Genomic DNA, 25,679 nt, shown 5'->3' with positions numbered 1-25,679 from the left:
TAGAACGTACGCCACCCCGCCCGCGGGACAAGGGCGGGGTGGAGAGGGACCCGCCCAGGTCAAGCCCTACCGCACGACCGTCAGCGGCACCGCCACCCGCCCCGCTCCGACACGGAGGTCCACGACGTAGACGCCCGTCGCCAGCCCGGCCGCCTCGACGACGACCTCGAACGGGCGCTCCGGGAGAACGGCCGTCGTGCCCAGGTCCGCCACGCGGCGCCCGCGGACGTCGACGAGGACGGCCCGCGCGAGCCCGGCCGCCGCGCTCACCACGCGGAGCGACGTCCGCGAGCGGAACGGGTTGGGGCCGGTCCGCACGACCTCCACCCCGCCCCGCTCGGGCGCGAGGTCGCCGACGGCCGCGCGGCACGCGCCGGCGAGCGTCCACCCGACGTCGGCGAGGACGGCGCACGTCACGTCGCCGGGCCGGTCGACCGCCTCGCCGCGCGCGACGAACGGGGACATCAGGCCGTCGCGCGAGCCGGGCTCGAACGCCACGTCGTCGAGGTGCGAGTACGAGCCGCCCGGGAGCCAGCGGGGCGGGGCGTAGAGCGCGACCGGCGCATTCCGCACGCGGCGGACGGCCCGGCCGCTGAACCGGACGGCCGACGTGAGCGCGGCGGCGAGGCGCACCGACGGGGCCGGATAAGCGCGCGTGTCGAGCAGCGGCGTGCCGAACGCGTCCTCGGCGTGGAGGTCGTACGCGAACGGCCCGCCCACGTCGTCCCGCCCCACGACGCCGACGCCGTCCTCGACCGAGAGCCCGCCGACGAAGCCCAGGCCGTGGGCGATCTCGTGGAGCACGACCGTGTAGAGGTCGAACTGGTCGGACGGCGTCGGCCCGAGCCCGACGTGCCACGCCGGAAAGTCGCTGTTGAACGACGCCTCGACGTCGGGCGCCCCGGGCTCTAGGTCGCGCCCCGCGAGCTGGTCCGCGAGCGCCGCCGGGTACCACACGTCGCGGGCGGGGAGGCCGTCCGCGTTGCGGACGAGGCGCGGCCCGGCCGAGCCCAGCGTCGTCGCGCTCAGCCCCGTCCACTCGGCCGCGATGCGGACCGTCTGGTCCGACCGGATGAGGCACGACCACGTGTCGACGGCGGCCTGGAAGGCGGCCTGCGCCTCGGCGCTAAAGCCCGTGTACGTCACCTCGAAGCTGGCACCCCGCTCGGCCGGGTCGCACGGCGCCGCACGCGCCCGCCGCCCCGCCCCCGGGGCCTCTGCCTGCGTCTCGACGACCGGGAGCACGCACCGCACCGCCCCGCGCGTCTCGGGCGGGGCGGTCTGCGCCGCCGCCCCGCTCAGCGCCGCCCCGCCCAGCGCGAGGAGCGCCACGAGAGCCGCGCGCCTCACCGGACGTGGACGAGCGGGAGCCCGGTCGTGCCCGCCTCGGTCTGGACGCGGAGCCAGTAGGCGCCCGCCGGGAGCCCGGCCGCGTCGACGCGGAGCCGGGTCCGCCCCGCCCCGACGGCGCCGTCGTAGACCGTCCGCACGTCGCGCCCGAGGGCGTCCACCAGGACGGCCGAGACGTGCTGCGCCGTCGGCACCTGGAGGCGGACGGCCGTCGCGCCGCGGAACGGGTTCGGCCCGGCGGCGAGAAGCGCGAGCGGGGCGGGCGGGGCGGCGGCGGACACGCTCCCACCTCCGGTGAGCCGCGTGCACCCGGCGCCCAAGCGCCAGCCCATGTCCTGGAAAAAGGCGCAGGTGATCGAGCCCGGATCGCGGTACGTCTCGCCCGTGCCGATGCGCGGCGTCATGAGCGCGTTCGGCGTCCCGGCCCCGAACGCGACCTCGTCCCAGTGCGAGAACGACGAGCCCGCCTCGGCCGGCTCGGGCGCCCACACCTCGGGGCGCATCCCGCCGTGGACGGCGACGACGGTCGGCGCGGCGACGTACAGGTCCCCGCTCTGGAGCAGCGCGCCCAGCGCGCGCGAGGGGTTGGGGTAGACGCTGGGGTCCAGGAAGGACCGCCCCGCTCGGTCCTCCACCGAGCGGTCGAAGACGAGCGGGAGGTCGGCGAGCGCGGCCGGGTAGCCCCAGCACCCGACGCCGGCCGTGCCCGCCGCGCACTCGGCGTCGTCGGCGCCGTCGTCCACGCGGCCCGAGCCGAGAAAGCCCAGCCCGTGGCCCAGTTCGTGGAGCACGACCGTAACGAAGTCGTACCGCCCCGCCGGCACGGTCCCGTCGAGCGCGAACGAGAAGCGGTCGAAGTCGCTGTTGAACGTGGCCTCGATGTCGGACGCACCCGGGAGCAGGTCGCGCCCCGCGAGCGCGTTCGCGAGCGCGGTCGGGTAGAACGTGTTGCGGACCGGCGCCCCGGGCGGGTCGGGGACGATTCGCGGCCCGGCCGAGCCCAGCACGTTCGCCCCGAGCGACTCGAACTGCGCGTCGATGCGGATCGGCACCGGCGAGGCGACGTGCTCGGCCCACACGTCGACGGCCGCCTGGAAGGCCGCCTGCGCCTGCGGCGTAAAGCCCGTGTACGTCACCTCGAACGTGGCCGCCCCGCCCTCCGTCCGCACGACGGTCGCCGCGCCGCCGCGCCGCTCGGCCAGGGCGGGGCGGTCCAGGGGCGGCCCCGCCTGCGCCACCCCGCTCGCGTCGTAGAGCGTGCACGGGGTCAGGGTGATCTGGGCCGCCGCGGGCGCCGCCAGAGCGGCGAGCAGGACCAGGAAGACCGTGAGCGGAGTCGGCGGCATCGGGCGGGGAGGGCGGCGCGGGGCGCGAGGGCGAGACCAGGCGCGACCGCCCCGCCCAGGCGGCGGAGCCTAGCGGCCGAGGCGTTCGAGCGCCGCCCGCGTCCGCTGCTCGAGCGACTTATGGTAGTCGAACTCCGTCTCGTTGTCGAGGACGCCCTCGTACGCCTCGCGCGCCTCGGCCGTCTGGCCCTCGGCCTCGTACACCTCGCCCGTGTGGTAGAGCGCCCACGGCCCCCACTTGGCGAGCGGGTCGCCGGGGTTGTCGATGGCCAGTTTAAAGTGGCGGAGCGCGTCGGCCCACTGCTCGGTCGCCTGGTAGGCCCGGCCGGTCCGGTAGGCGGCCTCGGCGCGGTCGAGGGCGGGGAGGTCGGCGCCCGTCACGATGGGCTGGAGCACGCGGACCGCGTCTTCGTAGCGGCCGGCGTCGAACGCGTTCTGGCCCAGGAGGAGCGCGCGCTCCGACGCCGTCATGGGCGCCTCCAGGCGGCGCTCGGCCTCGCGCTCGGCCGAGACGTCGGAGTCGTAGTCGCGCCTCGCGCGGACGCGCCGGTACAGCGCCTCGGCGCCGCGGCGGTCCCCGCTCATCTCGGCCGCGATCCCGGCCATGAGCGTCGACTGCGCCACGAGCGACGGCCCGCGGTACGTCCGCACGAACGCCTCTAGCAGCTCGCGGGCCTCGTCGAAGCGGTCCTGCCGGAACAGCGCGACGCCGAGGTTGGCGTCGACGAGCGGGATGTCGGTGACGCCCGGCGCGTCGAGCGCGGCGCGGGCGCGGCGGAAGGCGGCCTCGGCGTCCTCGGCGCGGCGGTCGAGGAGCAGGAGGTAGCCCTCCAGATAAGCCACGAGCGGGCTGTCCGGGTGGGCGTCCGCGAGCGCCTCGACGCGCGCCACCCCGCCTCCTCGGCGCTCGTTGAGCGTGGCGTCCGAGATCGCGAGTCCGATGACGGACTCGGCGGCCAGCGCCCCGCCGCCCCGCCCCGCCGCGTCCAGGCGCTCCAGCCCGCCGGCCACGCTCCCCGAGAACCCGAGCAGGCGGGCCAGAAAACGGTACTGGCGGGGGATGGCGCCCGCGGCCACCTCGCACACGCCCCGCCCAAAGTCGGCGTCCGGCCCGACCGCGGCGTCCAGGTCGCGGAACCGGCCGCAGGCGTCGCGGAAGGCGAGCCCGGCGCGCGCGTACCGCTCCTGGCGGCCCATCGCGATCGCCCGGTGCAGCCGGGCCGTCGCCGCGGCCAGCCGCCCCGCCGGCGTCGACGCCCGGTCAGCGAGGTCCGCGAGCGAGTCGTTGAGCACGTAGAAGCGGTCGAGCGCCGCGTCGTCCTCGGCGGCGAGCGAGGCCCAGAGCGCGGCCGATTCGAGGCCGTAGGCGCCAGCCGTCGAGCGGGGCTCGAGCTCGCCGAGGCGCCGGAACGCGCGGCGGGCGTCGTCCAGGCGGAACGCGAGCGCGTCGGCCCGGCCCTGGGCGTAGAGCGCGGCGCCGGCGTCGGTCTCGATTCCCAGCGCTGCCCGCTCGGCCGCGCCGAGCGCCGCCCCGCCCGCCTCTGCGGGGGCGTCCGCCGCCGCCTGGGCACGCGCCGCCCCGCCCGCAAACGGAGCGCCCGCGAGCGGGGCGGCAACAAGGACGAGGGCGAGCAGACGGGCGGGGCGGGTCATCAGGCGACGGCGGGTTGGGGCGGGGTGATCACGACGCGGTCGCGGTCTTCGGACAGGTCGGGCGGGCGGAGCTGCCCCTCGCTCGCCGCGATCACGGTCGCGACGGTCGCGTCGCCGGTCACGTTCGCGACCGTGCGGCACATGTCGAGGATGCGGTCGACGCCCAGGATGAGGGCGATCCCGGCCGCCGGCACGCCGACGGCCTCCAGGATGATGACGAGCATGATGATGCCGGCCCCGGGCACGGCCGCCGTCCCGATAGACGCGAGCACGGCCGTCAGCACGATCGTGACCTGGGCGCCCAGGCCCAGGTCGAGGCTGAACGCCTGGGCGATAAACAGCGTGGCGACGGCCTGGTAGAGCGCCGTCCCGTCCATGTTGATGGTCGCCCCGAGCGGGAGCACGAACGACGAGACCTCCTCCGACACCCCCAGCTTCTCCTCGCACCGCTCCATCGTGACCGGCAGCGTCGCCCCGCTCGACGACGTCGAAAAGGCGACGAGCTGGGCCGGCCCGATCCCCTGGAAAAACGTCTTCAGCCCGATCGGCGTGAACAGCCGGAGCAGCGTCGGGTAGACGACGACCGTGTGGAGGCCGAGCCCGAGGAGGACCACGAAGCAGTACCACCCGAGCCCCGAGAGCAGGCTGAGGATGCGGCCGGGGTCGTCGCCGGCCACGCTCACGATCGTGTCGGCCAGGAGCGCGAACACGCCGATGGGCGCCAGCAGCATGACGAGGTCGACGAGCCGGATGACCACGTCGTTCAGCCCCTCGAAAAAGGCCAGCACCGGCGCGCCCCGCTCTTTCGGCACCTGGACCAGCCCGATCCCCAGCAGCAGCGCCACGACGACCACCTGGAGCATGTTCGCGTTGTCGCCGAAGGCGGCGAACACGTTCTCCGGCACGGCGTCGACGAGGAACTGGAGCGGCCCGCGCTCGCCGACCGCCGCGGCGTCGGCCACGCGGGCCTGGCTGTCGGCCCCGAACGCGGACACGAGGTCGTCGCGGAGGGCCGGCGAGAACGCCTTGCCCGGCTGGATCAGGTCCGCCAGGAGCACGCCCAGCGTGACGGCGATAGCCGTCGTGACCATGTAGATCCCGATCGTCTTGCCCCCGATCCGCGACAGCTTCCGCAGGTCGGACAGCGAGGCCACGCCCGTGATGAGGCTGGCGAGCACGAGCGGGACGGCGATCAGCTTGAGCGCCGTGATAAAGATGGTCCCGAACGGCTGGACCCACGCGTCCACGAACGGCCCCCACCCCTCGGCCGCCGCGACGACGCCGAACCCGAGCCCGAGCAGCAGGCCGAGGATGATCTGCCAGTGGAGCTTCCGGTACCAGGGCATGGGCGCGTAGGGGGCGGGGTGGGTCGGCGGAAGCTACCGCCGGGCCTCGGCGGCGCGGGGCCACCCGCTCCACCCCAACGGCCCGCCCCGCCCGTCCGTACGCGGCCCCGCCCCGCCCACGAGACGGCGGGCGGGGCGGACTCCGCGGGCGGGGCGGCTCCGCGGGCGGGGCGGCAGCGGCCAGCCCCCCCGTCCGAGCGCCCCTCCCCTCCCCTACCCCACCCCGCCCACCACCAGCGCGCCCAGCGCCGCCCCGACGAGCGTGCAGATCAGGTTGACCCCGTCGTTCCCCAGCCACCGCCGCCCCGCCGCCAGCGGGAGCGCCCTCCCCGCCTCCGCCGGGCGCTCCGTGAGCGACCCGTCCGGCGCGCGGAAGCGGGCCTGGAGCGTCGCCCCGAGCGCCGTGTCCGCGAACGCCCCCGCGAGGCCCGCCGCGGCGACGGCCAGCGCCGCCCCGCCCCCGAGCGCCGGCGCCGCCAGGGCCGCCGCGAGCGCGACCGAGAGCGCCCCGGCCGCGGCGCCCGCCGTGCCCGCCGCCGACACCCCGCCCGAGGTGCCGGGCGGGACGCGGCCGCCGACGCCCAGCCGCCGCGTCGGGCCGCCGACGAGCGTCCCGACCTCGGTCCCCCAGGTGTCCGCCGCCGCCGCCGCGAAGGCGCCCACGAAGGCGCCGTAGAGCGGGGCGGCGGGCCAGACCGCCCAGGCCGCGAGGCACGCCGCGGCCACGCCCCCGTTCGCCGCCACCTGCGCCGCGTCGCGCCGGCCGCCCTTGGCCGCGAGCGCCTCGGCCGACCGCTTCCGCCGCCGCCCCGCCCGCGAGAGCGCGCTCGACAGCACGAAAAACGTCAGCGCCGGCGCCGCCCACGCCGCCCCGCCCCACGCCAGCAGCATCCACCCGAGCGCCGCCCCGGCCACCGCCCCGCCCGCCGTCAGCGCGCGGGCGCCGTAGGCGGCCGCTCCGAACGCGGCGGCCGCGGCGAGCGCGACGAGGGGCGGGGCGGTCACGGGATGGAGGGATGGGGGATGGAGGGATGAGGGAATGCGCAGCGTCCCCCGCTCCGCCCCGCCCGTTGCGGCGCGTGCGGGCGGGGCGGGGGCCTCAACCGCGCACCGCCCCGCCCACGGACGCGGGCGGGGCGGCGGACGGCCTGCAACGCAGGGGCGGGGCGGGCGAGGGAAAACCGTCTGCTCATCCCTCCCATCCCCCATCCCTCCCCTAGCGCGGGATGTTGAGGAGGAGCGAGAACCGGAGCTGGTTGGACTGCGGCGACTCCTCCTCGAGCGCGTAGATGTACGAGATGTCGACGCCGACGAGGCTGTACCGGATGCCGGTCCCCAGCGTCAGGAACTGGCGGTTCCCGTTGGCCGGGTCCTCGTAGAAGTACCCGCCGCGGAGCGCGAGCAGGTCGTTGTACCAGTACTCGAGCCCAGCCCCCAGCGTGAGCGACTTCAGCGCGCTGATCGTCTCGCACTGCGGGGCCTCGGGATCCTCGCGGCGCTCGTCGCACGTCCGTCCCTCCGGGTCGAACGTGGACGCCACCTCGCGCGACCCCCACGACGAGAAGAGGGCCTTGTAGAACGGGTCGAACTCGAGCCGGCCCTCCTCGTTGACCTCGCCGTTGACGAGGACCTTGTTGAGGTCGAGGGCGACGATGATCCGGTTGAACTCGTCGATCTTGGTGTCGAGCGCGCCCCCGAACCGGAGCGTCGTCGGGATGGCGTCGGGGAAGTCGTTGTTCTCGGTGTAGGAGATGCGCGGCCCCATGTTGGCGAGGTTGAACGCGACCGAGGGCCGCGACGACTCGCCCAGCCCGATGTCGGGGGCCGTGTACTTGACGCCCAGGTCGACCCCGAACGAGGCGGCCGCGTCGACCGGCGTCGAGGGGCCGAGGCTAGCGCCGCCCGTGAGGTTCGAGTAGATGAACCGGGCGCCGGTCCCGACCGAGAGGTTCTCGGTTACGGGGTACCCGTAGGAGACGCCGGCGGCGATCTCGTACGACGAGAACGTGCCCAGCGACTCGCCCCGCTCGTCGGTCGCGATCTGCTCGCCCAGGTCGAAGTAGGTAAAGTGGCCGCCGAGCGTGCCGGCCGAGCCCAGCCCGTAGACGCCCGTGAGGTAGTTGTACGCGAGGTCCGTCCCCAGCGCCGGGAGCCAGGGGGCGTACGTGAACGAGACCTGGGCGCCGTCCTGCTCGGCGAGCCCGGCCGGGTTCCAGAACGGGGCGTAGGCGTTGTCGGCAAGGGCCACGCCGGTCATGCCCATGCCGGCCGCGCGGCTGTCGGGCTCGATCTGGAGGAACGGGACGGCCGTCGTCAGGACCTGGCGGTTCTGGGCGTCGGCCGGCGGCGCGGCCAGCGCGGCGCCGAGGGCGACGGCGAGGAGCGTGAGGCGGGAGCGGGTCATGGGGAGGAGCCCCGGGCGGGGCGGTAAGCGGAGAACGGGCGTTAGCGGATGATGGCGAGGCGCTCGACGCGCTCGACGACGCGCGAGCCGCCGGCCGCGTCGCCGGCGGCCAGGCGGAGGCGGAACAGGTAGACCCCGGTCGCGAGCCGGTCGCGGTCGTCGTCCAGCCCGTCCCACGGGACCTGGACGGTGCGCCCGACGAGGACGCCGCCGGGGAGCGCCTCGTCGCCGTCGATCGTGCGGACGGGCCGGCCGGCGACGGTGTAGATGCGGACCTGGAGCTCGGCTGGCGTCCCCGCCGGCTGGTTGTGCTCGAACGTGAACCGGGTCGGCCCGGCCGTCGGGTTCGGGTAGGGGAACACGTTCTCGACGGCCAGCTCCTCCTCGACCACGACGACGCGGATCTCGGCCGTCGAGGCGTTGTTGAGCGCGTCCCAGGCCGTCAGCTGGAGCGTGTGCTCGCCCGGGGCGAGGTCGGGGAGCGGGGCGCGGACGGTCCCCGAGCGGAAGGTGCCCAGGTCGCCTTGGTAGAACCGGCCCACGTCGACGGCCGAGGCGGCGTCGCCGTCGATCGTCAGGAGCAGCTCGTGGCCCACCCCGGCACCGACCGTGTTGATCCCGCTGGGGTCCGAGAGCCGGGCCACGAGCGGGGCGCCGCGCGGGGCCTCGCCGCCGTCGACGAACGTGGAGTCGCCGACGAACAGGCGGATCTCGGGGCCGGCCCCGTCGTCGGGCCGCGTGCCGGCCTCGGCCGAGACGCGGGGGCGTTCGGTCACGCCGGAGCCGTCGGCCGCCGCGCCGGCCGCGTAGGCCACGACGCGGGCGGGGAGGCCCGAGTAGGACACGTCCTGGGGCACGAGGAACTCAGTCGAGAACGCCCCGCCCTCCACCCGCGCGCGGCCGGCGTAGATCCGCGCCGTCTGGTCGACGTACTCGCCGCGGACGCCCTCGTCGTCGGAATCGGTGTAGCACCGGCCGCCGGTCCGCCGCGCGCACGTGTCCTCGGGGAGGTCGACGACGCGGGCGGCGTCGTAGACCGTGACGTCGACCTCGCCGGCGAATGTGGGGTCGGGGGCGCCGTCCGGCCCGAGCACCCGGCCCGAGACCGTGGCTCGCTCGAACGCCGTGAGCACGGGCGGGGCGGCTACGTCGAGGCGCCGCTCGGGGAGCCCGAGCCGGAGCGCGGGGTCGCCGAGGAGGTTGAACTTGCGCGGGTTGATGCTGCCCGTCACGAGCGCCCGCTTGGTCCGCACGAGGGCGTCGCCGAGCCGGGCGGGGCGGCCGTCGGGCTCGCGCGCGACCATCTGGCGCGAGAGCTCGATGTTGAGGCCGAAGTTGTTGTCCGGGCCGGGGTCGGTGTTCGTGTACACGAGCCGGACCGTCGTGAGCATGGCTACGCCGCCCCCGTCGGGCCGGAGCAGGATCTGCTCGGCCAGGCTCTGCTGGTCGGGGATGTCGAACTTGCCGACCGAGCACGTGACGGTGACGAAGACCGGGAGCCGGTCGGGGTTGTCGAACCGCTCGACCATCTCGCGCGTGAGGTAGTTCTCGTCGCCCAGCTTGTCGGGGCTCCCGTGGCCGCTGTAGTTCCAGACGAGCGTGCCGCGGTTGACGGCCTCCTCGATGGCCTCGTTCATCTGGGGCCGGCGGGCGCCCCGGGCCGTCCGCGTGAGCGGGTAGGACGGGCCGTAGATCTTGGCCAGCGTCACGCTGGAGTCGCGGGCCTGCGTCTGCTCGGCCGTGACGTCGGCGTTGAGCACGTGGAGGTCGGTGTCCCACGGGTTCGGGAATTGGTCGTCGGCGACGAACGTGAACTCGCCCCGCCACGGCCCGAACGTGGCCGGGTCCTCGTACCGGACGATCTTGTTCACGACCGCGGCGGCGTCCTGCGCGGTCCGCACCGGGAGCCGCCCGACGCCGACATCGAGCATCTGGCGCCCGCTCCGATCGTTTTCCCAGTCGCCCTCGTCGTCGTCGAGGAGGCCGAAGTAGTCGTCGGACGTGTACGAGTCCGTCCGGCTGAACATGTTTTCCGTCTCGTACGGGAGGACGTAGTTGGGCGCCGGGCTCTTGAGGCCGCGGAAGTCGTAGTGGCCGTCGCCGAACAGGAGGAGGTAGCGGGGCGCGCTCTCGGCCGGGACCCGGTCGTAGAGGAACTTCATGTAGTCGCGGACGGCCCGCATGTCGGGCGCCCCGCCCGCGAACTCGTTGTACACCTGGTCTGTCGTGACCACGACCGGCTCGAGCCCGTCCCGCGTCCGCCGCCGCTCGGCGAGGCGCCGCGCCGGGTCCAGGAACGCGGGGTGCGCGACGACGACGTAGGCCGGCGCCCCGGTCACGCCGTGGAGGTTCTGGTTGGGCACGGCCACCGCCCCGCCCGCGAGGCCGGCCGGCGTGCGCACGGCGCCCGCGGTGAAGGCGTAGAGCTCGCGGGGCCGGTCGGGGTCGGTGGCCTCGACCTGGACGCGCCACGCGCCCGCGGCGGCCCGCACGCCCAGGCGGCGGACGGCGTCGGGCGCCGTGACGTCCCAGACCTCGGGCTCGGACGCGAACCCCTGGAGCGCGACCTCGAACCGCCCCGCCCGCCCGCCCGGCGTGGGGAACGCGAGCGCCCCGCCCGCGGCGACCGGCGCGCGCTCGACCACGGCCTCGACCCAGTCGGGCCACGCGAACGCGCCCGCGTTGCCGCCCGCCTTTGCGAGCGTGACGGCGAGGCTCGACGGGCTCTCGACGCTCCAGTCCATGAACGCGTCCTCGATCAGGTTGCGCTCGGCCGAGGCCGTCAGGTCGAAGACGCGGCGCGGGCGGGCCGTCGCGACCGCCTGCCCGTCGACGCTCGCCGTGATCGTCACGGGCGGGTTGGCGCGGGCCGCCACGCGCGCCCGGTACGACACGCGCGCGGCGCCGAGGCCGGGCGGGTCGACGCCCTGGAGGACCGTGATCTGCCCCCCCGCCTGCGCGAAGTCCGGCCCCAACCAGTCCAGCCCGGACCCGCTCTCGTCGCGCTCCCAGTTCGTCACGTCCTCCTCGTAGAACACGCGGTCCGCGACCGTCGCGAGCGGGGCGGCGTCGGGCCAGTCGGGGAACGCGGCGGCGCCCAGGCGGCGCGGGGCCGGCGCGTCGACGCGGACGAAGTAGTACGAGACGCGCGAGAACGGGCTGATGTCGTGGCTCCAGTACCCCGCCTCGGTCGCCGTCGCCGGCACCCAGTCCCACCACGACGGCGCGTCGGCGAACGTCGGCCCCTCGGCGTAGAACAGGACCGCCCCGCCCTCGGCGAGCGTGGGGACCTCCAGGAGATCGCGCGGGCGGGGCGCGGCGTTGGGGGCGGGGAGGATGCGGGCGCCGGTGCCGTAGACCTGGACGCGCGCGAGGTCGGCGTTCTCGACGCCCAGCCCGTCGCGGAGGTAGGCCGCGTCGATGCGGTAGACGCCGGCCTGCGAGACCGGGATCTTGAACCACGTGCCCTCGTCGAGCACGCTCCGCGTGACCGGCGCCGCCCCGCCCACGCGGGCCGCCGCGAGCGCGGCCGTGACCGGCGGGCGCGGCACGCGGACCACGGCGCGCCGGGTGCGGATCAGGCGGTCGCCCTCGACGCGGAGCACGGCGACGGCCAGCGTGCCCACGAGCCGCCGCCGGTAGCGGCCGACGTTCACGACCTCGGCGGCGGGCTGGGCCAACCCGGCCAGCGCCTCGGCCGTCGCGGCGTCCAGCCGCACCTCCTCGCCCTCGAACGCGACGACGGTCGCGGGGGGCGGGGCGGCCGTCATCAGGTCGACGCCGTGCGTGAGCACGGGGCGCCCGGCCGCGGCGAGCAAGGCGAGCGACGCCGGCGAGCCGCCCCGCCCGACGACCTCGGCGAGCGGCGCCGCCCAGTCCGCGGTGACCTCGACGGTCAGCGACGCGGCGTCCTCGGCCACGACGCGGAGCCTGGCGCCGTCGGGCTCGGCTGCCCGGTACGTCTGCCCGGTCTGGGCCGCCGCCGAAACGGCGACGAACAAGGCGCAGAGGGCGACGAGACGCGGCATGAGGGCGTGCAGGCCAGCAAGGCTGGGGGTCCTTAGGAACGCGTAGGGCGGCCTACGCAGGCGTAGCACGAACTCGTATGGGGTCTCGCCGGGGCGCGGTGGGGACGGAAAAGATAGGGGCGGGGTGGGACGGGCGGCAAGGCGTCCGGGCGTGCCCCGGGCCGTCCATCAGCCGGCGCCTGCGCGGGGACGGCCGCGGGGCAACGAGCGGCAGAGACCACCCCGCTCCCAGGCCTGCCGCCCCGCCCCGGCCGTGCCACCCCGCCCGGAACGGCGGGCGCGGGGCGGGGCGGTCTAGAGCAACGTGCAGGGAGGTACCGGGTACTCGGTACGAGCGCGCCGAGATCAGATCGGATCGTACCTCGTACCCGGTACCCCGTACCCACCCGGAGGGGGCTCTAGCTGTTGATGTTCCGATGGATGGCCTGCCGCGTGAGCCCGATCCGCTCGCCCAGCTGGCTCCGGTTGTCGATGCCCGGGATGCCGACGAACCCGTTGACGAGGCTCGTGAGGTACTCCTGCCGGAGCTTGTTGATGGGGATCGGCCCGAGGATCTTGGCGATGTCGAGCTCGGAGAGCTCGCGCTGGGCCAGCGCCTCGTCCTCGCCGATGCGCTCCAGCAGCGACGGCCACACCGGCACGCCGGCGAGCACGTCGCGGGTCTGCTGGTAGTATTCGAGCGCGAGGCCGTAGAACTTGCAGTCGTAGTGGTAGATCTGGGCCAGCTGGTGGAGCGCGAGCCCCTGCTCGGCCTTGAGGTCGTTGCGCGTCGCCAGTTCGAACGCCTTCTGGAGCGCCTCCTCGCCGGCGTGGTGCCGGCCCAGCTTGACGAGCGCGTAGCCCTTGTAGATGAGCGACTTCGGGATGTACTCGACGAGCCCGTTCCGCCGGCTCAGGTTGTACACCCGCGCGCACACCTCCATCCCCTGCTCGTGGCCGCCCTCGGCCATGAGCGTCGTCGCCTTCTGGAGCAGCGCGGCGATCTCCCACGGCCGGCTCCCCAGCCGGCGGGCCTCTTCGCGGACCCGGTCGAAGTACTGGAGCGCGGCGGCCAAGCTCATCAGCCGGTGCCGCATGAGCCAGCCCAGGCGGTAGTCGAGGACCATGGTCTGGAACGCGTCCTGGGGCTCGACGAGCGCGAGCTCGGTCTTGACCCGCTCGACGGGCGCGTCGCGGAGGCACCGGATGGCCTGGAGCTGGACGTGCGTCCGGGTCAGCGGGTCGAGCGAGCCCTTGAGGAGCTCGTTGAACTCGAGGAACGCGTCGTACACGCGGGCCTGCCCGAGGTGGTCGAGCGCCCGGTCCCACCGCAGCCTCACCGGCTCGGGGCGCCCGCTGAGGGCGGCGGTGACGCGGTCGATGTGCTCGACCTCGTGCGCCGGGTTGATGGGTGCGGACGGCATGAGCGGGGGGGTCGGGGGAAAGCCGGCGCGGCTGCCGGACCCCCGTTTTATCGGCCCGCCCCCGCCCCTGCTTAAACCGCTCGCCTCAGACCGTCCCACCACGTAGGGCGTCTTCCGGGGCCTCCCGCCCCGCCTGATTCGTGTCCCGGTCGCGCTCCCGTTACGGGCGGGGCGGCGCAACGGCCCGACCGCTCGGCCGTCAAGACAGGAGCCGGTCGATCCGGGCGCGCAGCGCGGCCACCTCGCTGAACAAGTCGCCCAGATCGGTGGCTGCCTGCTGGATCTCCTCGAACGTGGCCTGCACGTCGGGGTCGAGCCCGAGCGCGTTCCCTAGTTCCAGCCCCAGCTGAGCGTTCCCCGCGATCACCGAGAGCGGGTTGTTGAGCGCGTGGGCCACGCGGCTCATCTCGTCCCGAAGCTCGACGAGCGCCTGGCGCTCATCGCTCGTCGACCGCCCCGCCCGTCCGCCGGCTGCCGGCTCGCCCGCCCGTGCAAGGTGGCCTACCACGTCGTCGTACGACGCGACGGCCCCGACGGTCGTCGCCAGGCCGAGCGCGTCGCGGAGCGCCCGGAGGCCGGCGACGGGGAGCCCGTCCTGCACCCAGACCGCGTCGAACACGGTCCCGGCGAGGTACGCCCGGGCGGCGTCGAGGTCGGGAGCCGCCGTCACGTCGGCGTCGGCGCGGGCCGCCCACTGCTCGGCGTCGGGGCCAACAAGGAGGACGGTGGGCGGGGGCATGGGCGGGGCGGCAAGGCGGGCGCCCAAAGCTAGCGCCGGACGGCCGCGCCCCTCGCCCGCCCCGCCCCACTTGGTCGGGCGGGGTGGCCGGGCGGGGCGGCGGCTCCGCTACGCCGCGGCCTCCGGGGCCGCCACCGCCGGCGACCGCCCCGCCCCGCCCGCCCGCTCTGGGGCGACGGCGAGGGACGCCGGGACCTCGACGCCGACCAACGTGCGGAGGTCGGACCGGCCCGACACGTCGGCGTGGACGCGCTGCCAGACGACCTGGCGCGTGCGGGCCTCGGCCCCCTCGCCGACCGCGTGCCGCGCCACGAACGGCTCGGCCGACGGGCTCCAGAACCACTGTGCAAACGCCGTCCGCTCGGCCGCGTCCAGCCCGAACACCGACGTGACGGCGGCAAAGTGGGGGACCTCGGCGATGGAGCGCCCGGTCAGGGCGCGGGCGCCCCCGTTCCAGCGGCTCGTCGCCCCGCCCCCGTCGAACGAGGCGATCGCGATGCCAGCGGCGTCGAGGACCGTCCGCAGCGCCTGCTGGCCGGCTGTCAGCTGCTGCACGCGCTGGTCGACCATGAGGTCGAGCGTGTCGCTAAAAGCGGCCACGCGGCGTTCGAGCGTCTTCTGGCGGGCCAGGTCGGTCGCCTGGATCACCACGACGTCGTCGCCGTCGAGCGAGAACGCGCGGAGCGAGACCTCGACCGGGCGCGTCTCGTCGTCGCGGTCGACGATGGCGTACTCGACGCCCGAGATCGCGCTCCCTTCGCGGAGGCTCCGGCGGGCGGCCTCGAGCAGGGGCTCAATGGGGAACGTCTCGCGGAGCGCATCGAACGGGCCGCCCCGCACGACGTCGGGCGGGAGCCCAGTGGCGGCGTAGAACGCCGGGTTGGCCTCGACGATCGTGCCCCCGAGCGAGCACAGGACGACGTAGTGCGGGTTCGTCTGGTACAGCGCGGCCACGTGCTCGCGCGCGCCGCTCACCTCGCGGTCCTGGGCCGCCAGCCGGTCCGACAGGGGCGTCAGCGCCTCGGCGAGCGGGCCGAGCGAGCGAGCGCCGTGACGGACGAGCGCGGCCGGGTCGCCGCCGCCGTGGGCGAGGCGTTCGCCCAGGAGCGCGAGGTCCTTCGACGACCGCGGGCCGGCGTACCACGCCATGCCCGCGAGCGAGGCCGCGAGGAGGCCACCGAGCGCGAGCGCCGCCACGAGCGCCTCGACCACGGCGCCCCCGGCCGCCGCCGCGCGCGGCTGCACGGCCGCGACGACCGCCCCGCCCGGGCGCGCCGCCGCGTGGAGCGCCACGACGAGCTCGCCGCCCCGCCCACGCACCGTGCGCACCGTGCCCGACCCCGCCGAGAGCGCGCGGCGCCAGTCGACCGAGCGCGCGAGGGCGTCGTCGGTGGCCGCGAGGACGCCGCCGCGGTCATCGAGGAGGACGAGGCGGCCGTCCGCACCGGGCGCCTGGAACGGAGCGAGCGCGTCGCGCCCGGCCCGGCCCGGCGCGGCGTCCAGCGCGGCGGCCACGGTCGAGGCCCGGGCGAGGAGCGCCGTGCCCGCGGCCGCCTCGGCGTCCCGCTCGACGGCCGCCAGGTGGAGGCCAGCCCCCGCGACCGCCACGAGCGTGACGACGACGAGGCCGAACAGGGCGGCGCGGACGGCCGGTGTGGGAGAGCGCATGGGCGGGCACCGTTACGGTTTCACCCGGGCCGCCACGTTTCGTGACGACGCAGGCGCCCCGCCGTCGCAGGGCGGGGTGGAGCAGGACGCCCCTCCCCTGTTCAAACGACGTGCCGCACCCGCCCCGCCAGCGCCCGGGCGGGGCGGCACGGGCGGGGCGGGCTCCGCTCTTCGGGCGCGGTCTTCCGCCCCGCCCAGTCGGCCAACTCCCGCCCCGCCCCCGCGTCGGGCGGGGCGGCGTCAGAACGCCGCGCGCGCGTCGGCCGCGCGGAACCCCTTCTCGGTCCGCTTGATGCGGGCGGCGGCCACCTCGGCGTCGTGCTCGAAGACGACCGTCCAGCCCTCGTCGGCGGCCCGCGTCAGCACCCGCTCCTTTTCGCGGAGCGTCTGGAGCGGCTCGATGTCGTAGGCCATCACCCAGGGCAGCGGGACGTGCGCCGCCGTCGGGAGGAGATCGGCGGCGAACAGGAGCGGGGCGGCCGCCCCGCCCTCCGCCGCCCCGCCCTCGACGAGCACGAGCTGCTGCGCCCGCGTGTGGCCGTGGACGAGCACGTAGGAGACGCCGGGAAACGGGCTGACCTCGCCGTCAGCGAGGACGAGTTGGCCCGAGGCCTCGATCGGGTCCATGTTCTCGGCCAGGAACGAGGCCTGCTCGCGCACGCTCTCGTGCGCCCACTCCCAGTGCGCCCGCTGGACGTGGTAGGCCGCGTTCGGGAACGCCGTCCGCAGGGCGCCGTCCGGGCCGCGCTCGGTCGCCCCGCCCGCGTGGTCGAAGTGGAGGTGCGTGAGGACCACATCGGTCACGTCGCCGGGCTCGACGCCGAGCGCCGCCAGCGACCCGCCGAGCGCCGAGTGCTGGTGGTCGACGGCGTAGATCCGCTCGAACTTGTCGTCGCCCTTGGCGCCCACGCCGGTGTCGACGAGGACCGTCCGGCCGTGGCCGCGCAGGAGCAGGCACCGCATGGCGAGCGGGATCCGGTTCTGGTCGTCGGGCGCGATCCGCTTCTCCCACAGCGGCTTGGGCACGATCCCGAACATGGCCCCGCCGTCCAGCCCCAGGCGGCCGGTTTCGACGGTGTCGATCTGATAGTCTCCGTGGGTCATGGGGTACGGGGTACGGGGTACGGGGTACGGGGTACGGGGTACGGGGTACGGGAAGATGAGGGCCGCCCCGCCCGCGGCGTCAAGGGCGGGGCGGGGTGGTTGCCCCCCGAGTTATCCACCGCCCCGGTCGGCGGGACCGCCCCGCCCCCGGGTACCCGGTACCCTCCCGGCCTACCCGTCGCCGCCGAGGTCGGGGAAGCCCTCGGCGTGGCCGTCGCCGCGGGCGAGGTCGCGGAGCTCGCGGACCTGCTTGAGGCGGACGAGCAGCGAGCCCAGGTGGTCGGCGAGGTAGCGGATGCGGGCCTCCTCCGTCTGCATCTCGAGCAGCCGCTGCTTGTCGTCGAGGTCGAGCCCGGCGTTCCGGCCGATCATGAACGACACGCTGTCGACCCCGTTGTAGCGGTCGATCCGCGGCTCCTCGCCGGCCATCTCGAGCAGCCGCATATGCCGCGCGATCGCCCGCTGGCGGGCCTTCGAGTCGTCGTCCTCGGCCTCGTCCTCGACCCGTTCGACGTCGGCCGTGAGGTAGCTCTGGTCGCGGTGGACCTCGACGACGCGGAACCGGGACTCGCCGACGGCCACGATGTCGAGGCGGCCGTCGTCGTAGGTCGTCGTCACGTCGGCGATGCGGGCCGCGCTCCCGACCGCGGCCAGCGCCGTCTCGGACGCGTAGACGACGCCGAACGGCTGGTCTCCGTCGAGGCACACGCGGACCATCTCGCGGTAGCGCGGCTCGAAGATGTGGAGCGGGACGGGCTCGCCCGGGAGGAGGACGAGCCCGAGCGGGAACAGGGGGAGGCGGTCGTCGGGCATGGAGCGGCGGGCGGTCCGTGCCTACCCGGTCTCCCGCGCGAGGTTCTGAGGTGCCGCCGGGCGGGGCGGGGCCGCGACCGCGCCCCGCGCGCGGGGTAGCTTCCCCGCCCCGCCCCGCCCGCCGTGCGCCCGCTCCTCGTCGCCGTCCTCGCTCTCCTCCCCGCCCTCGCGGTCGGGCAGCCGCTCGCGTTCGGGTCCTCCAGCGACGTGATGGAGTTGGGGAGCGGGCCGCTGGGGAGCGGGCCGGCCCCGACCGTCGTCGTGGGCGGGGTGTACGGCGGCCCGGCCTACCTGCCCGACACGTGGCGCGGCGCCGTCCGCGCCGACGTCGAGGCGGCGCGCGGGCGGTTCAGCCTGGGCGTCGGGACGACGGTCCACCCCGCCGCCGGCGGTTTGTACGACCCTGAGGCCGACGAGGCGTACGACGCCCTCCGCGCCGTCCGCTACGTCCGCCTCAACCCGACGGCGACGAGCCGCGTCTACGCCCGCCTCGGGCCGACCGAGCGCATGACGCTGGGCACGGGCGCCCTCGTCCGCGGCTACCGCACCACGACGGCCTACGACGAGCGGACGCTGGGCGCCGAGGCGGCCGTGGCGGGGCGGCGCCTCACGGCCGGCGCCTTCGTCGACGACCTCCGCCTCAACGGCGTCGTGGGCGGGGAGGCGTCGCTCGTGACGGGCCTCCGCCTCGGCCCCGCCCGCGACCTGGCGCTGGGGCTCGCCGTCGTCCACGACCTGGGCGCCCCGGGGCTCACCGGCGACTCGTCGTTGACGGGCGTCGAGGCGACCGTCCGCGGGCTCCTCTTCGGCGACGGCGTGCTCTCGGCGGCCCCGTTCGTGACGGCCGGCGGCTACCTCGGCCACGGCGGCACGGTCGGGGGCGGGGTGGACTTGGCGGCCGAGGACCTCAACGGCCTCCGCGCCCGCGCCCGCGCCGCCGTCTTCGTGTCGTCGGCCGACTTCGTGCCGGGCTACGTCGGCCCGTTCTACACCGTCAGCAACGCGTCCGACCGGATCGTCGTGGACCGGACGTTCTTCGACGACGACGCCGACATCGAGCTCGCCGGCACCCCGCTCGACAGCCTGAGCGGCGGGGTCGACCTCGTCCTCGACCTGGGCGTGGTCGCGTTCGGGTCCGTCGAGGTCTCGCAGCATGTCCGCCGCCATCTCGGCCCCGACGACGCGAGCGCCTACGGGATCCGCGTGGCGGGCCGCGTGGTGGGCGGGCCGCGGCTCGCGTTCGAGCTCCAGCGCGAGGGGTTCCGGGGCCTCATCGACCTCCTGTTCCGCTCGCTGGGCGACCAGAACGCGCTCGTCCTCGACGTGGGCGTCCCCGTCGGCCGGGCCGGCGAGGTCTTCGTGCGCTCCCGCTACGGCTACCGCCTCCTGGACGCCGCCGACGGCGTGGACGAGCTGGGCCGCTTCCTCGTCGAGCGCCGGTTCGAGCCGCTCGTCGGCCTCCGCGTGGTGCTGGACTAGGCTTTCGAGGGTACGGGGTACGGGGTACGCGGCCCGAGAAGCTCTCTCATACCAGATCGCTGGGTTCGTGCGCCGTACGCTGCCCCGCCCGCTGCCTGTCTACGAGGTGCTCTCTCCCGCGGGAGAGGGACACCGCGCAGCGTCGGCGCAGCCAGGGCGAGGGCGGGGTGGCGCACAAACCTCCAGAGCCGGTATCAGAGCCGTACCCTTACCTACTCGGGGGATACTGCGGGGGCGGGGCGGCCGCCATCCAGGACCGCCCCGCCCGCACGGTAGGCGGCGAGGGCGGGGCGGCCGCCCTACGCCTCGGCAAGCTCGGGGACCTCGCCGAGCGCCCGCTCGAGCAGGACCGCGGCCCGCGCGGCGTCAAACGGGCCGGGCAGCTGGTCCGTGAACCCGCGGCGGCGGAGCCCCTCGGCGTCCAGCGCCGCCCCGCCCACGCGCACGACGGCCACGCGCTCGTACCCGGAGACGGACCGGATGAGCGCCACGCGCTTGCGCTCGACGGCGGGCGGGGCGGCCCCGACCAGGACGACGTCGTAGACCGTCGTGCGCGCCTCGCGGAGCGCCCGGCCCAGCGTGGGCACGAGCCGGAGCCGACCGGCCGGTCCGAGCCGGCCGTCCAAGAAGGCGGCCGCGGCGTCGCCCACGTCGAGCGCCAGCAGGTAGGCGCCCCCGAGGTCGCCGCCGTACGGGTCGAGCCCGGCCGTCTGCGCCTCGGGCGCCTCCCACTCGCGGGGGAACACGACCTCGACCGAGGTCCCCTCCCCGACCGCGCTCTCGACGTGGACGCTCCCGCCGACAAGCCCGACCACCTGCCGGACGATCGACAGGCCCAGCCCGGTCCCCTCGTGCGACCGGGCGAACCCGCTCGACGCCTGCTCGAACGGCTCGAACAGCCGCTCGACGTCGCCCTCGGCGATCCCGACGCCGGTGTCGCGGACCGTCACGCGGACGGCGTGGTCGTCGCCGTCGAGGAGCACGACGACGCGGCCGGCGTCGGTGAACTTGATGGCGTTCCCGACCAGGTTGGTCACGACGCGGTCGAGGAGCGCCGGGTCGAGGTGGGCGGGGAGGGGCCGCCCCTCGGGGAGCACGGCGAGGTCGAGCCCGCGCTCGGCGGCGAGCGGCTGGAGCAGGCGGACGCTCTGGCCCACGGCCGCGGCGACGTCGACCGGCTCGGCGTGGACCTCGAACGTGCCCGACTGGAGCTTGAACATGTCGAGCAGCCCGTTGACCGTCCCCAGCAGGCGCCGGCCGCCCCGGTGGATGCTCTCGGCCAGCGTGCGCGTTTCGCCCTCGGCCTCATCGAGGAGGATCTCGGAGTAGCCCAGGATGGCCGTCAGCGGCGTCCGCAACTCGTGGCTCGTGTTGGCCAGCAGGTCCACCTTGAGCCGGTCGGCGTCGCGGATCCGGGCGTTCAAGCCCGCCAGCCGGTCCGAGAGCCGCTGGAGCCGCGCGCTCCGCGCCCGCTGCACGTCGAGCCGCTTCCGGTGCTGGCGGAGCCGCCACCCGACGAGCGCCCACACGAGCCCGCAGACGACGAGCACGTACAGCGTGAACGCCCACCACGTCCGGTACCACGGGGGCAGCACGCGGAGCCCGAACCGGGCCTCGTCGCTGACACGGCCGTACCCGTCGCGCGCCCGGACGCGGACGGTGTACTGGCCCTCCCAGAGATTCGTGTTCGTCGTCACGCGCTCCGGCCCCCACGCGCTCCACTCGTCGGCGTAGCCGTCCAGGCGGAACTGGTACTCGACCTCGCCCACGTCGCCGAAGAACGCGGCGGCGGCCACAAACCGGAGTTCGTCGGGCTGGCCGAACGGGAGCACGAGGTCGCGCTCGTCCGGGTCGTCGGGGTCAGGCGACCACGCGGCCGCCCCGCCCCAGAGCGCCTCGCGGTGGCGGTCGGTCACGGCTCGCAGGAACGCGGGGGCGGGGCGGCCAATCTGGCGCACGCGGGGGTCGTAGCGGACGAGCCCGTCGGCCGTCGCGACCCACAGGACGCCGCCGGCCGTCTCGGAGACGCCGAGGACCTGGACGCCCCGGAGGGCGAGGCCGCTCGCCGCCCCGCCCGCGCCGTCTCCGCCCTCGACGGTCTGGAAGACGCCGTCCTGGGAGAGCCACGAGCGGTCGCCCAGGGTGAACAGGCCGTACGTGCCCTGGACGTCCCGAAACGCCGGGACCGGCGTCAGGCGGAGCCGCTCGTTCTCGACCCGCATCCGAAACACGCCCTCGCGGCTGGAGATCCGCACCTCATCGCCGACGCCGCTGATCGGAGCGCCCCCGACTGTCAGCCCGTTCGCTTCGGTAAACCGCTCGACGTGCAGCCGGCCCGTGTCCAGGCCGGTCACGCGGTACACGTCGCCGGCCGTCTGCGCCATCCAGACCTCCCCGCCCGGCCCCTCGTAGAAAAAGCGGGTCTCACCCTCGACTCCGTCCAGCCGCCTCGCCCTCACCCACCGATCGCCGCGGAGCCGAAGGATTCCGACGCCGTCCTTGAGCCCGACAAAGGCGAGGGCGGGGCGGGCGCTAGGCACGAGCGCGGCGAACGCAAGGTCGGCGGTGACTTGGCGCCCCCGCCCCTCGCGCACCTGGAACACGCCCCGGTCTGTCGGGACGAGCGCGCCCGCCGCCGTCGGCGTAATCTGCCACGTCTGGGCCTGCTCCGGTATCCCCGGGACGGGTTCGAAGCGAGCGTAGGCCGGCGTGCCGCCGGGGCGCCCGAGCGCTCCGGGGACAAGCCGGTACAGCCCGAGCGCCGTGCCGGCGTACAGCGCCCCCTCCACCTCGTTGACGTGGTAGACGCTGCCGAGGAGTCCCGAAGCCCGGTCAAACGCAGTGTACCGACTAAACAGGTCGATCCACGTAATCCCGTTGAGCGTCGCCACCCACAGCCCGCCTTGACGGTCGGCGTGGAGGTCGACCGCGTAGTCCTCGACGGAAAGGCCTACGTCCTCGCGGTAGACGCGGACGAGGCCGCCATCCGGTGCGATGATGGCGACGCCGCCGCCCAAGGTCCCGACCGCGTACAGGCTCCCGCCCCGCCCGTAAGCGTCCGGGACGGCGACGGCCGAGTAGGGGCGGTAGCGGACGAGGTAGTCGGACCCCGCCCCGCCCATCGGCGTGACGCGGCCGTCGTGGAGCCGCACGAGGCCCTCGCCGCGGACGACGGCGACGAGCCCCTGCGCATGGGGGAGCAGGCCGTCAATCTTCCGGTTGGCAAACCACTCGGCGCCGGGCACAAGGCGGAGGTCGCCTCCCTGAAGCCGCTTGATGCCCACGTTCTCTTCCCACACGTAAACGACCTCATCGACGAGGAAGGACGTCTGGAACCGGGTCGACGTGAACCACAATTGGAAGCGGGCGCCGTCCCACCGATACAGCCCCTCGTCGGTTTGGAACACGACACCCTCAGGAGTCGCGTGGGTGGCCCAAACGTCGGAAAAGTTCTGCTCGTCTCGGGGCAAGTGCTCGCGGAGGCTCTCGTACTGGAGGAACCCTCTGCAGTCTGCAACGAGCCGGCCGAGGTCTCCCGCCCCGCCCACGTACGTCCGACCGTCCGCCCCAACGGCAACCGACCGAACCATCGCGGCCTCCGCTTTCGGAAGCTCGTGAAGCCGCCAGTCTTCGCCGTCGAACTCTAAGACCCCTTGACCATTGGCAACAAAGACGAGGCCCGTCGGCCCCTGCGTGACGCCCCAGTTCTGGTTGTGCGCCTCGTATGTGTCCCACGACGATGTATGGCTCCGGTACACCGTGCCCTCGCGTGGGGAGGGGAGCGTCTGTGCCGACGCACCTCCAACAGCGAAGACGAGCAGGACGAGGGGAAGGCGTGGGAGCACAGGTCCTACGGCAGCCTCAGAACCGGCTACCGAGTGGGGCGGGGTGTGTCTCGTATCGCCGCGCACATCCCGCGACTTAACCACACCCCCTCCGTCTCCCTTGGTTTAGAAGAGGCTTGGAGGAACTTCGATGTTCTACATCGTCCAAGTTGGGGGCCTCCTCGTTCCACCTAGGGAATACATTCTACTGTCCTCCCACCACTCCCTGGATCTCATGGTCTCCTTCCTTCTCTCTCTCTTCGGAATCTCCTTCACCGCCGGCGGGGGCGGGGCAGCCTCAGGCGGCTCGAACGCTCCTCAAGGCGAGATTCGCGATTAGCGATCCGACCTTCTCCCCGTAGAGAAGCCTGATTTGGCCTGATCTGAAAACCGCCGGCGGTCCTACGACCGCCGGCGGTTTTTTGTACGCGGGCGGGGCGGTCCTAGCGCACGCCCGCGCTCATCTCGAGCATCCGTTCGATGGGCCGCAAGGCCTTGATCCTTAGCGACTCCTCCATCTCCAACTCCGGATGGCCGTGCTTCAGGCACAGGTAGAGCTTCTCGAGCGTGTTGAGCTTCATGTGGGGGCAGTCATTGCACGCGCACCCGTTGTCGGGCGGGGCGGCCACGAACGTCTTCCCCGGGTTGTCCTTCTGCATCTGGTGGAGGATGCCGGACTCGGTCGCGACGATGAGCGTGTCGGCGTCGGACTCGGCCGCGAACCGCCGGATCGACGACGTGCTGCCGACGTGGTCGGCGAGACGGAGCACGGGCTCCTCGCACTCGGGGTGAGCCAATACCGGGGCATTTGGATACCTGATTTTGAGGCGAACGAGCTTCTGCTCGGAGAATATTTCGTGCACAATGCAGGCCCCGTTCCACAGCAGCATGTCCCGCCCGGTCTCCTTCATGAGCCACCGGCCGAGGTTGCGGTCGGGCGCGAAGAGGATGGGCTGGTCCTCGGGGATCTGCCGCACGATGTGCTCCGCGTTCGACGACGTGCAGATGATGTCCGTCTGCGCCTTGATGGCCGCCGAGCAGTTGATGTAGCTGACGACGAGGTGGTCCGGGTGCTCCGCGCGGAAGGCGGCGAAGGCGTCGGGCGGGCAGCTGTCGGCGAGCGAGCAGCCGGCGTGGAGGTCCGGCAGGAGGACCGTCTTGCTCGGGTTGAGGATCTTGGCCGTCTCCGCCATAAAGTGGACGCCGGCGAACACGATGACGTCGGCGTCCGTCTGCGCGGCCTCGCGGGCGAGCCCGAGCGAGTCGCCGATAAAGTCGGCCGTGTCCTGGATGTCGGGCTCCTGGTAGTAGTGGGCCAGGAGGACCGCGTTCTTTTCCCGCTTGAGCCGCTCGATCTCCTCGAACAGGTCGAGCGCGGGGTCGACGGGCTCGCGGACGAACCCGACGCGGGCGATCTCGGCGGGCGCCAAACGTGCGGGGTCGAGCGTGGGCAGATCGAGGGTCTCGGTCATCGGGGGCGGGGCGGGTGTCGGTGCCCTACGAACGCGGGCGGGGCGGGGGTTCGCGCGGGCCGCCCCGCCCTCCACCACAGCGGAGGGAGCAGAAGCCGCCCCGCCCCAGCGCGCCGGCTCACCGTCGGGCGGGGCGACGCTCTACGGCCCCGCCCTCACGGTAACCGCCCCGCCCGTGCAGCGGAGGAGGCCACGGCGCATCCGCTGCAGACGGTTCGCGGGCAGGGTGATCGGCCCCCGCCCCGCCCTTACGAGGCCGTTTCCACGAGGCGGCCGCCCTCCAGCGTCAGCGTGCGGTCGGCGAGGGCGGCGAGCGTTGGGTTGTGGGTGACGATGACGAACGCCTGGTCGTCGGCGCGGCTGAGGCGGCGGAGCTCGTCGTGGAGCCGCCCGGCCGTCTTGGTGTCGAGGTTGCCCGAGGGCTCGTCCATGAGAACCACGCCCGGCCGGTTCATGAGCGCGCGCGCGACGGCCACGCGCTGCTGCTCGCCACCCGAGAGCTGGCTCGGCCGGTGCGTGAGCCGGTCGCCCAGGCCGAGTTGGCGGAGCAGGTCGCGCGCGCGCGGCGCCGCCCCGCCCAGCGAGCCGCCGGCGATGAGGGCCGGCATGGCCACGTTTTCGACTGCGTCGAACTCGGGGAGCAAGTGGTGGAACTGGAAGACGAACCCGATGGCCCGGTTGCGGAAGGCGGCGAGGGCCTCGTCGTTCAGCGCGAACACGTCTTCCCAGGGCGGCTCCGGCGCCCCCGCGTCGGGGGCGGGGCGGTAGCGGACGGTCCCGGCCGTCGGGCGGTCGAGGGCGCCGAGCAGGTGGAGCAGCGTGCTCTTGCCCGTCCCGCTCTCGCCGACGACGGCCACGAGCTCGCCGGAGCGGACCTCGACGTCGACGCCGGCCAGCACGTCGAGGCCGCCGGTCGCCGTGGGGTAGCGCTTGCCCAGTCCGCGGGCCTCTAAGACGGTCCGCCCCGCCCCGCCCGGGGCCGGTTCAGGGTTCAGGAGGTCGGGGTGGACTGCGCCGGCCACGTGGCTTGGGGATGGGAGGGCATACGGG

Annotated in this window: 16 protein-coding genes; 1 reads left to right on the top strand and 15 read right to left on the bottom strand. The window is 74.7% G+C overall.

The window, feature by feature from the left end; all coding sequences use genetic code 11:
- Positions 1–66: 66 nt before the first annotated feature.
- From RM540_RS01930 to RM540_RS01875, 12 genes are all read right to left on the bottom strand, one after another.
- The gene (locus RM540_RS01930) at positions 67–1,350 is read right to left on the bottom strand and encodes a hypothetical protein (RefSeq protein ID WP_311661623.1); all 1,284 of its coding nucleotides are present in this window, start codon (positions 1,348–1,350) and stop codon (positions 67–69) included.
- Entirely contained in the window at positions 1,347–2,696 is a 1,350-nt protein-coding gene (locus tag RM540_RS01925; RefSeq protein WP_311661622.1) for a hypothetical protein, read from the bottom strand. The genes RM540_RS01930 and RM540_RS01925 overlap by 4 nt, the downstream gene beginning before the upstream one ends.
- Before the next feature lie 69 nt (positions 2,697–2,765).
- The gene (locus RM540_RS01920) at positions 2,766–4,349 is read right to left on the bottom strand and encodes a tetratricopeptide repeat protein (protein ID WP_311661620.1); all 1,584 of its coding nucleotides are present in this window, start codon (positions 4,347–4,349) and stop codon (positions 2,766–2,768) included.
- A complete protein-coding gene (locus RM540_RS01915) occupies positions 4,349–5,695 on the bottom strand; it encodes a dicarboxylate/amino acid:cation symporter (protein ID WP_311661619.1) in 1,347 nt (448 codons plus the stop codon). The genes RM540_RS01920 and RM540_RS01915 overlap by 1 nt, the downstream gene beginning before the upstream one ends.
- A gap of 213 nt (positions 5,696–5,908) precedes the next feature.
- Positions 5,909–6,700 (bottom strand): DUF92 domain-containing protein, encoded by a 792-nt coding sequence (locus tag RM540_RS01910; RefSeq protein ID WP_311661618.1) that lies wholly within the window; start codon positions 6,698–6,700, stop codon positions 5,909–5,911.
- Between the two features lie 211 nt (positions 6,701–6,911).
- Entirely contained in the window at positions 6,912–8,099 is a 1,188-nt protein-coding gene (gene porV, locus RM540_RS01905) for a type IX secretion system outer membrane channel protein PorV (protein WP_311661617.1), read from the bottom strand.
- A 41-nt stretch (positions 8,100–8,140) separates the two neighbouring features.
- Positions 8,141–12,127 carry a type IX secretion system sortase PorU gene (gene porU / locus RM540_RS01900; protein WP_311661616.1) on the bottom strand — a complete coding sequence of 1,329 codons (3,987 nt, stop codon included), beginning with the start codon at positions 12,125–12,127 and terminating at the stop codon, positions 8,141–8,143.
- 398 nt (positions 12,128–12,525) lie between these two features.
- On the bottom strand, positions 12,526–13,530 hold the full coding sequence (locus RM540_RS01895) for a tetratricopeptide repeat protein (RefSeq protein ID WP_311661614.1): 1,005 nt from the start codon (positions 13,528–13,530) through the stop codon (positions 12,526–12,528).
- A gap of 199 nt (positions 13,531–13,729) precedes the next feature.
- Entirely contained in the window at positions 13,730–14,269 is a 540-nt protein-coding gene (locus RM540_RS01890; protein WP_311661612.1) for a histidine kinase dimerization/phospho-acceptor domain-containing protein, read from the bottom strand.
- Positions 14,270–14,377: 108 nt separating this feature from the next.
- Entirely contained in the window at positions 14,378–15,937 is a 1,560-nt protein-coding gene (locus RM540_RS01885; protein WP_311661610.1) for a PAS domain S-box protein, read from the bottom strand.
- A 240-nt stretch (positions 15,938–16,177) separates the two neighbouring features.
- Positions 16,178–17,041 (bottom strand): MBL fold metallo-hydrolase, encoded by an 864-nt coding sequence (locus tag RM540_RS01880; protein ID WP_311661608.1) that lies wholly within the window; start codon positions 17,039–17,041, stop codon positions 16,178–16,180.
- 171 nt (positions 17,042–17,212) lie between these two features.
- On the bottom strand, positions 17,213–17,854 hold the full coding sequence (locus RM540_RS01875; RefSeq protein WP_311661607.1) for an LON peptidase substrate-binding domain-containing protein: 642 nt from the start codon (positions 17,852–17,854) through the stop codon (positions 17,213–17,215).
- 123 nt (positions 17,855–17,977) lie between these two features.
- On the opposite strand from RM540_RS01875, the gene RM540_RS01870 reads away from it, so the two are divergent.
- Entirely contained in the window at positions 17,978–19,333 is a 1,356-nt protein-coding gene (locus RM540_RS01870; RefSeq protein ID WP_311661605.1) for a hypothetical protein, read from the top strand.
- A gap of 299 nt (positions 19,334–19,632) precedes the next feature.
- On the opposite strand, the gene RM540_RS01865 is transcribed toward RM540_RS01870, so the two are convergent.
- The 3 genes from RM540_RS01865 to RM540_RS01855 form a co-directional block, all read right to left on the bottom strand.
- Complete coding sequence (locus tag RM540_RS01865) at positions 19,633–23,178, bottom strand: sensor histidine kinase (protein ID WP_311661603.1); 3,546 nt, start codon at positions 23,176–23,178, stop codon at positions 19,633–19,635.
- A gap of 422 nt (positions 23,179–23,600) precedes the next feature.
- Positions 23,601–24,629 (bottom strand): quinolinate synthase NadA, encoded by a 1,029-nt coding sequence (gene nadA, locus RM540_RS01860; RefSeq protein WP_311661601.1) that lies wholly within the window; start codon positions 24,627–24,629, stop codon positions 23,601–23,603.
- Between the two features lie 248 nt (positions 24,630–24,877).
- Positions 24,878–25,624 (bottom strand): ABC transporter ATP-binding protein, encoded by a 747-nt coding sequence (locus RM540_RS01855; protein ID WP_409945979.1) that lies wholly within the window; start codon positions 25,622–25,624, stop codon positions 24,878–24,880.
- Positions 25,625–25,679 lie beyond the last annotated feature (55 nt).

Source organism: Rubrivirga litoralis, from assembly GCF_031846415.1.
GTDB lineage: Bacteria > Bacteroidota > Rhodothermia > Rhodothermales > Rubricoccaceae > Rubrivirga > Rubrivirga litoralis.
This window is presented reverse-complemented; position numbering and strand designations above follow the sequence as displayed.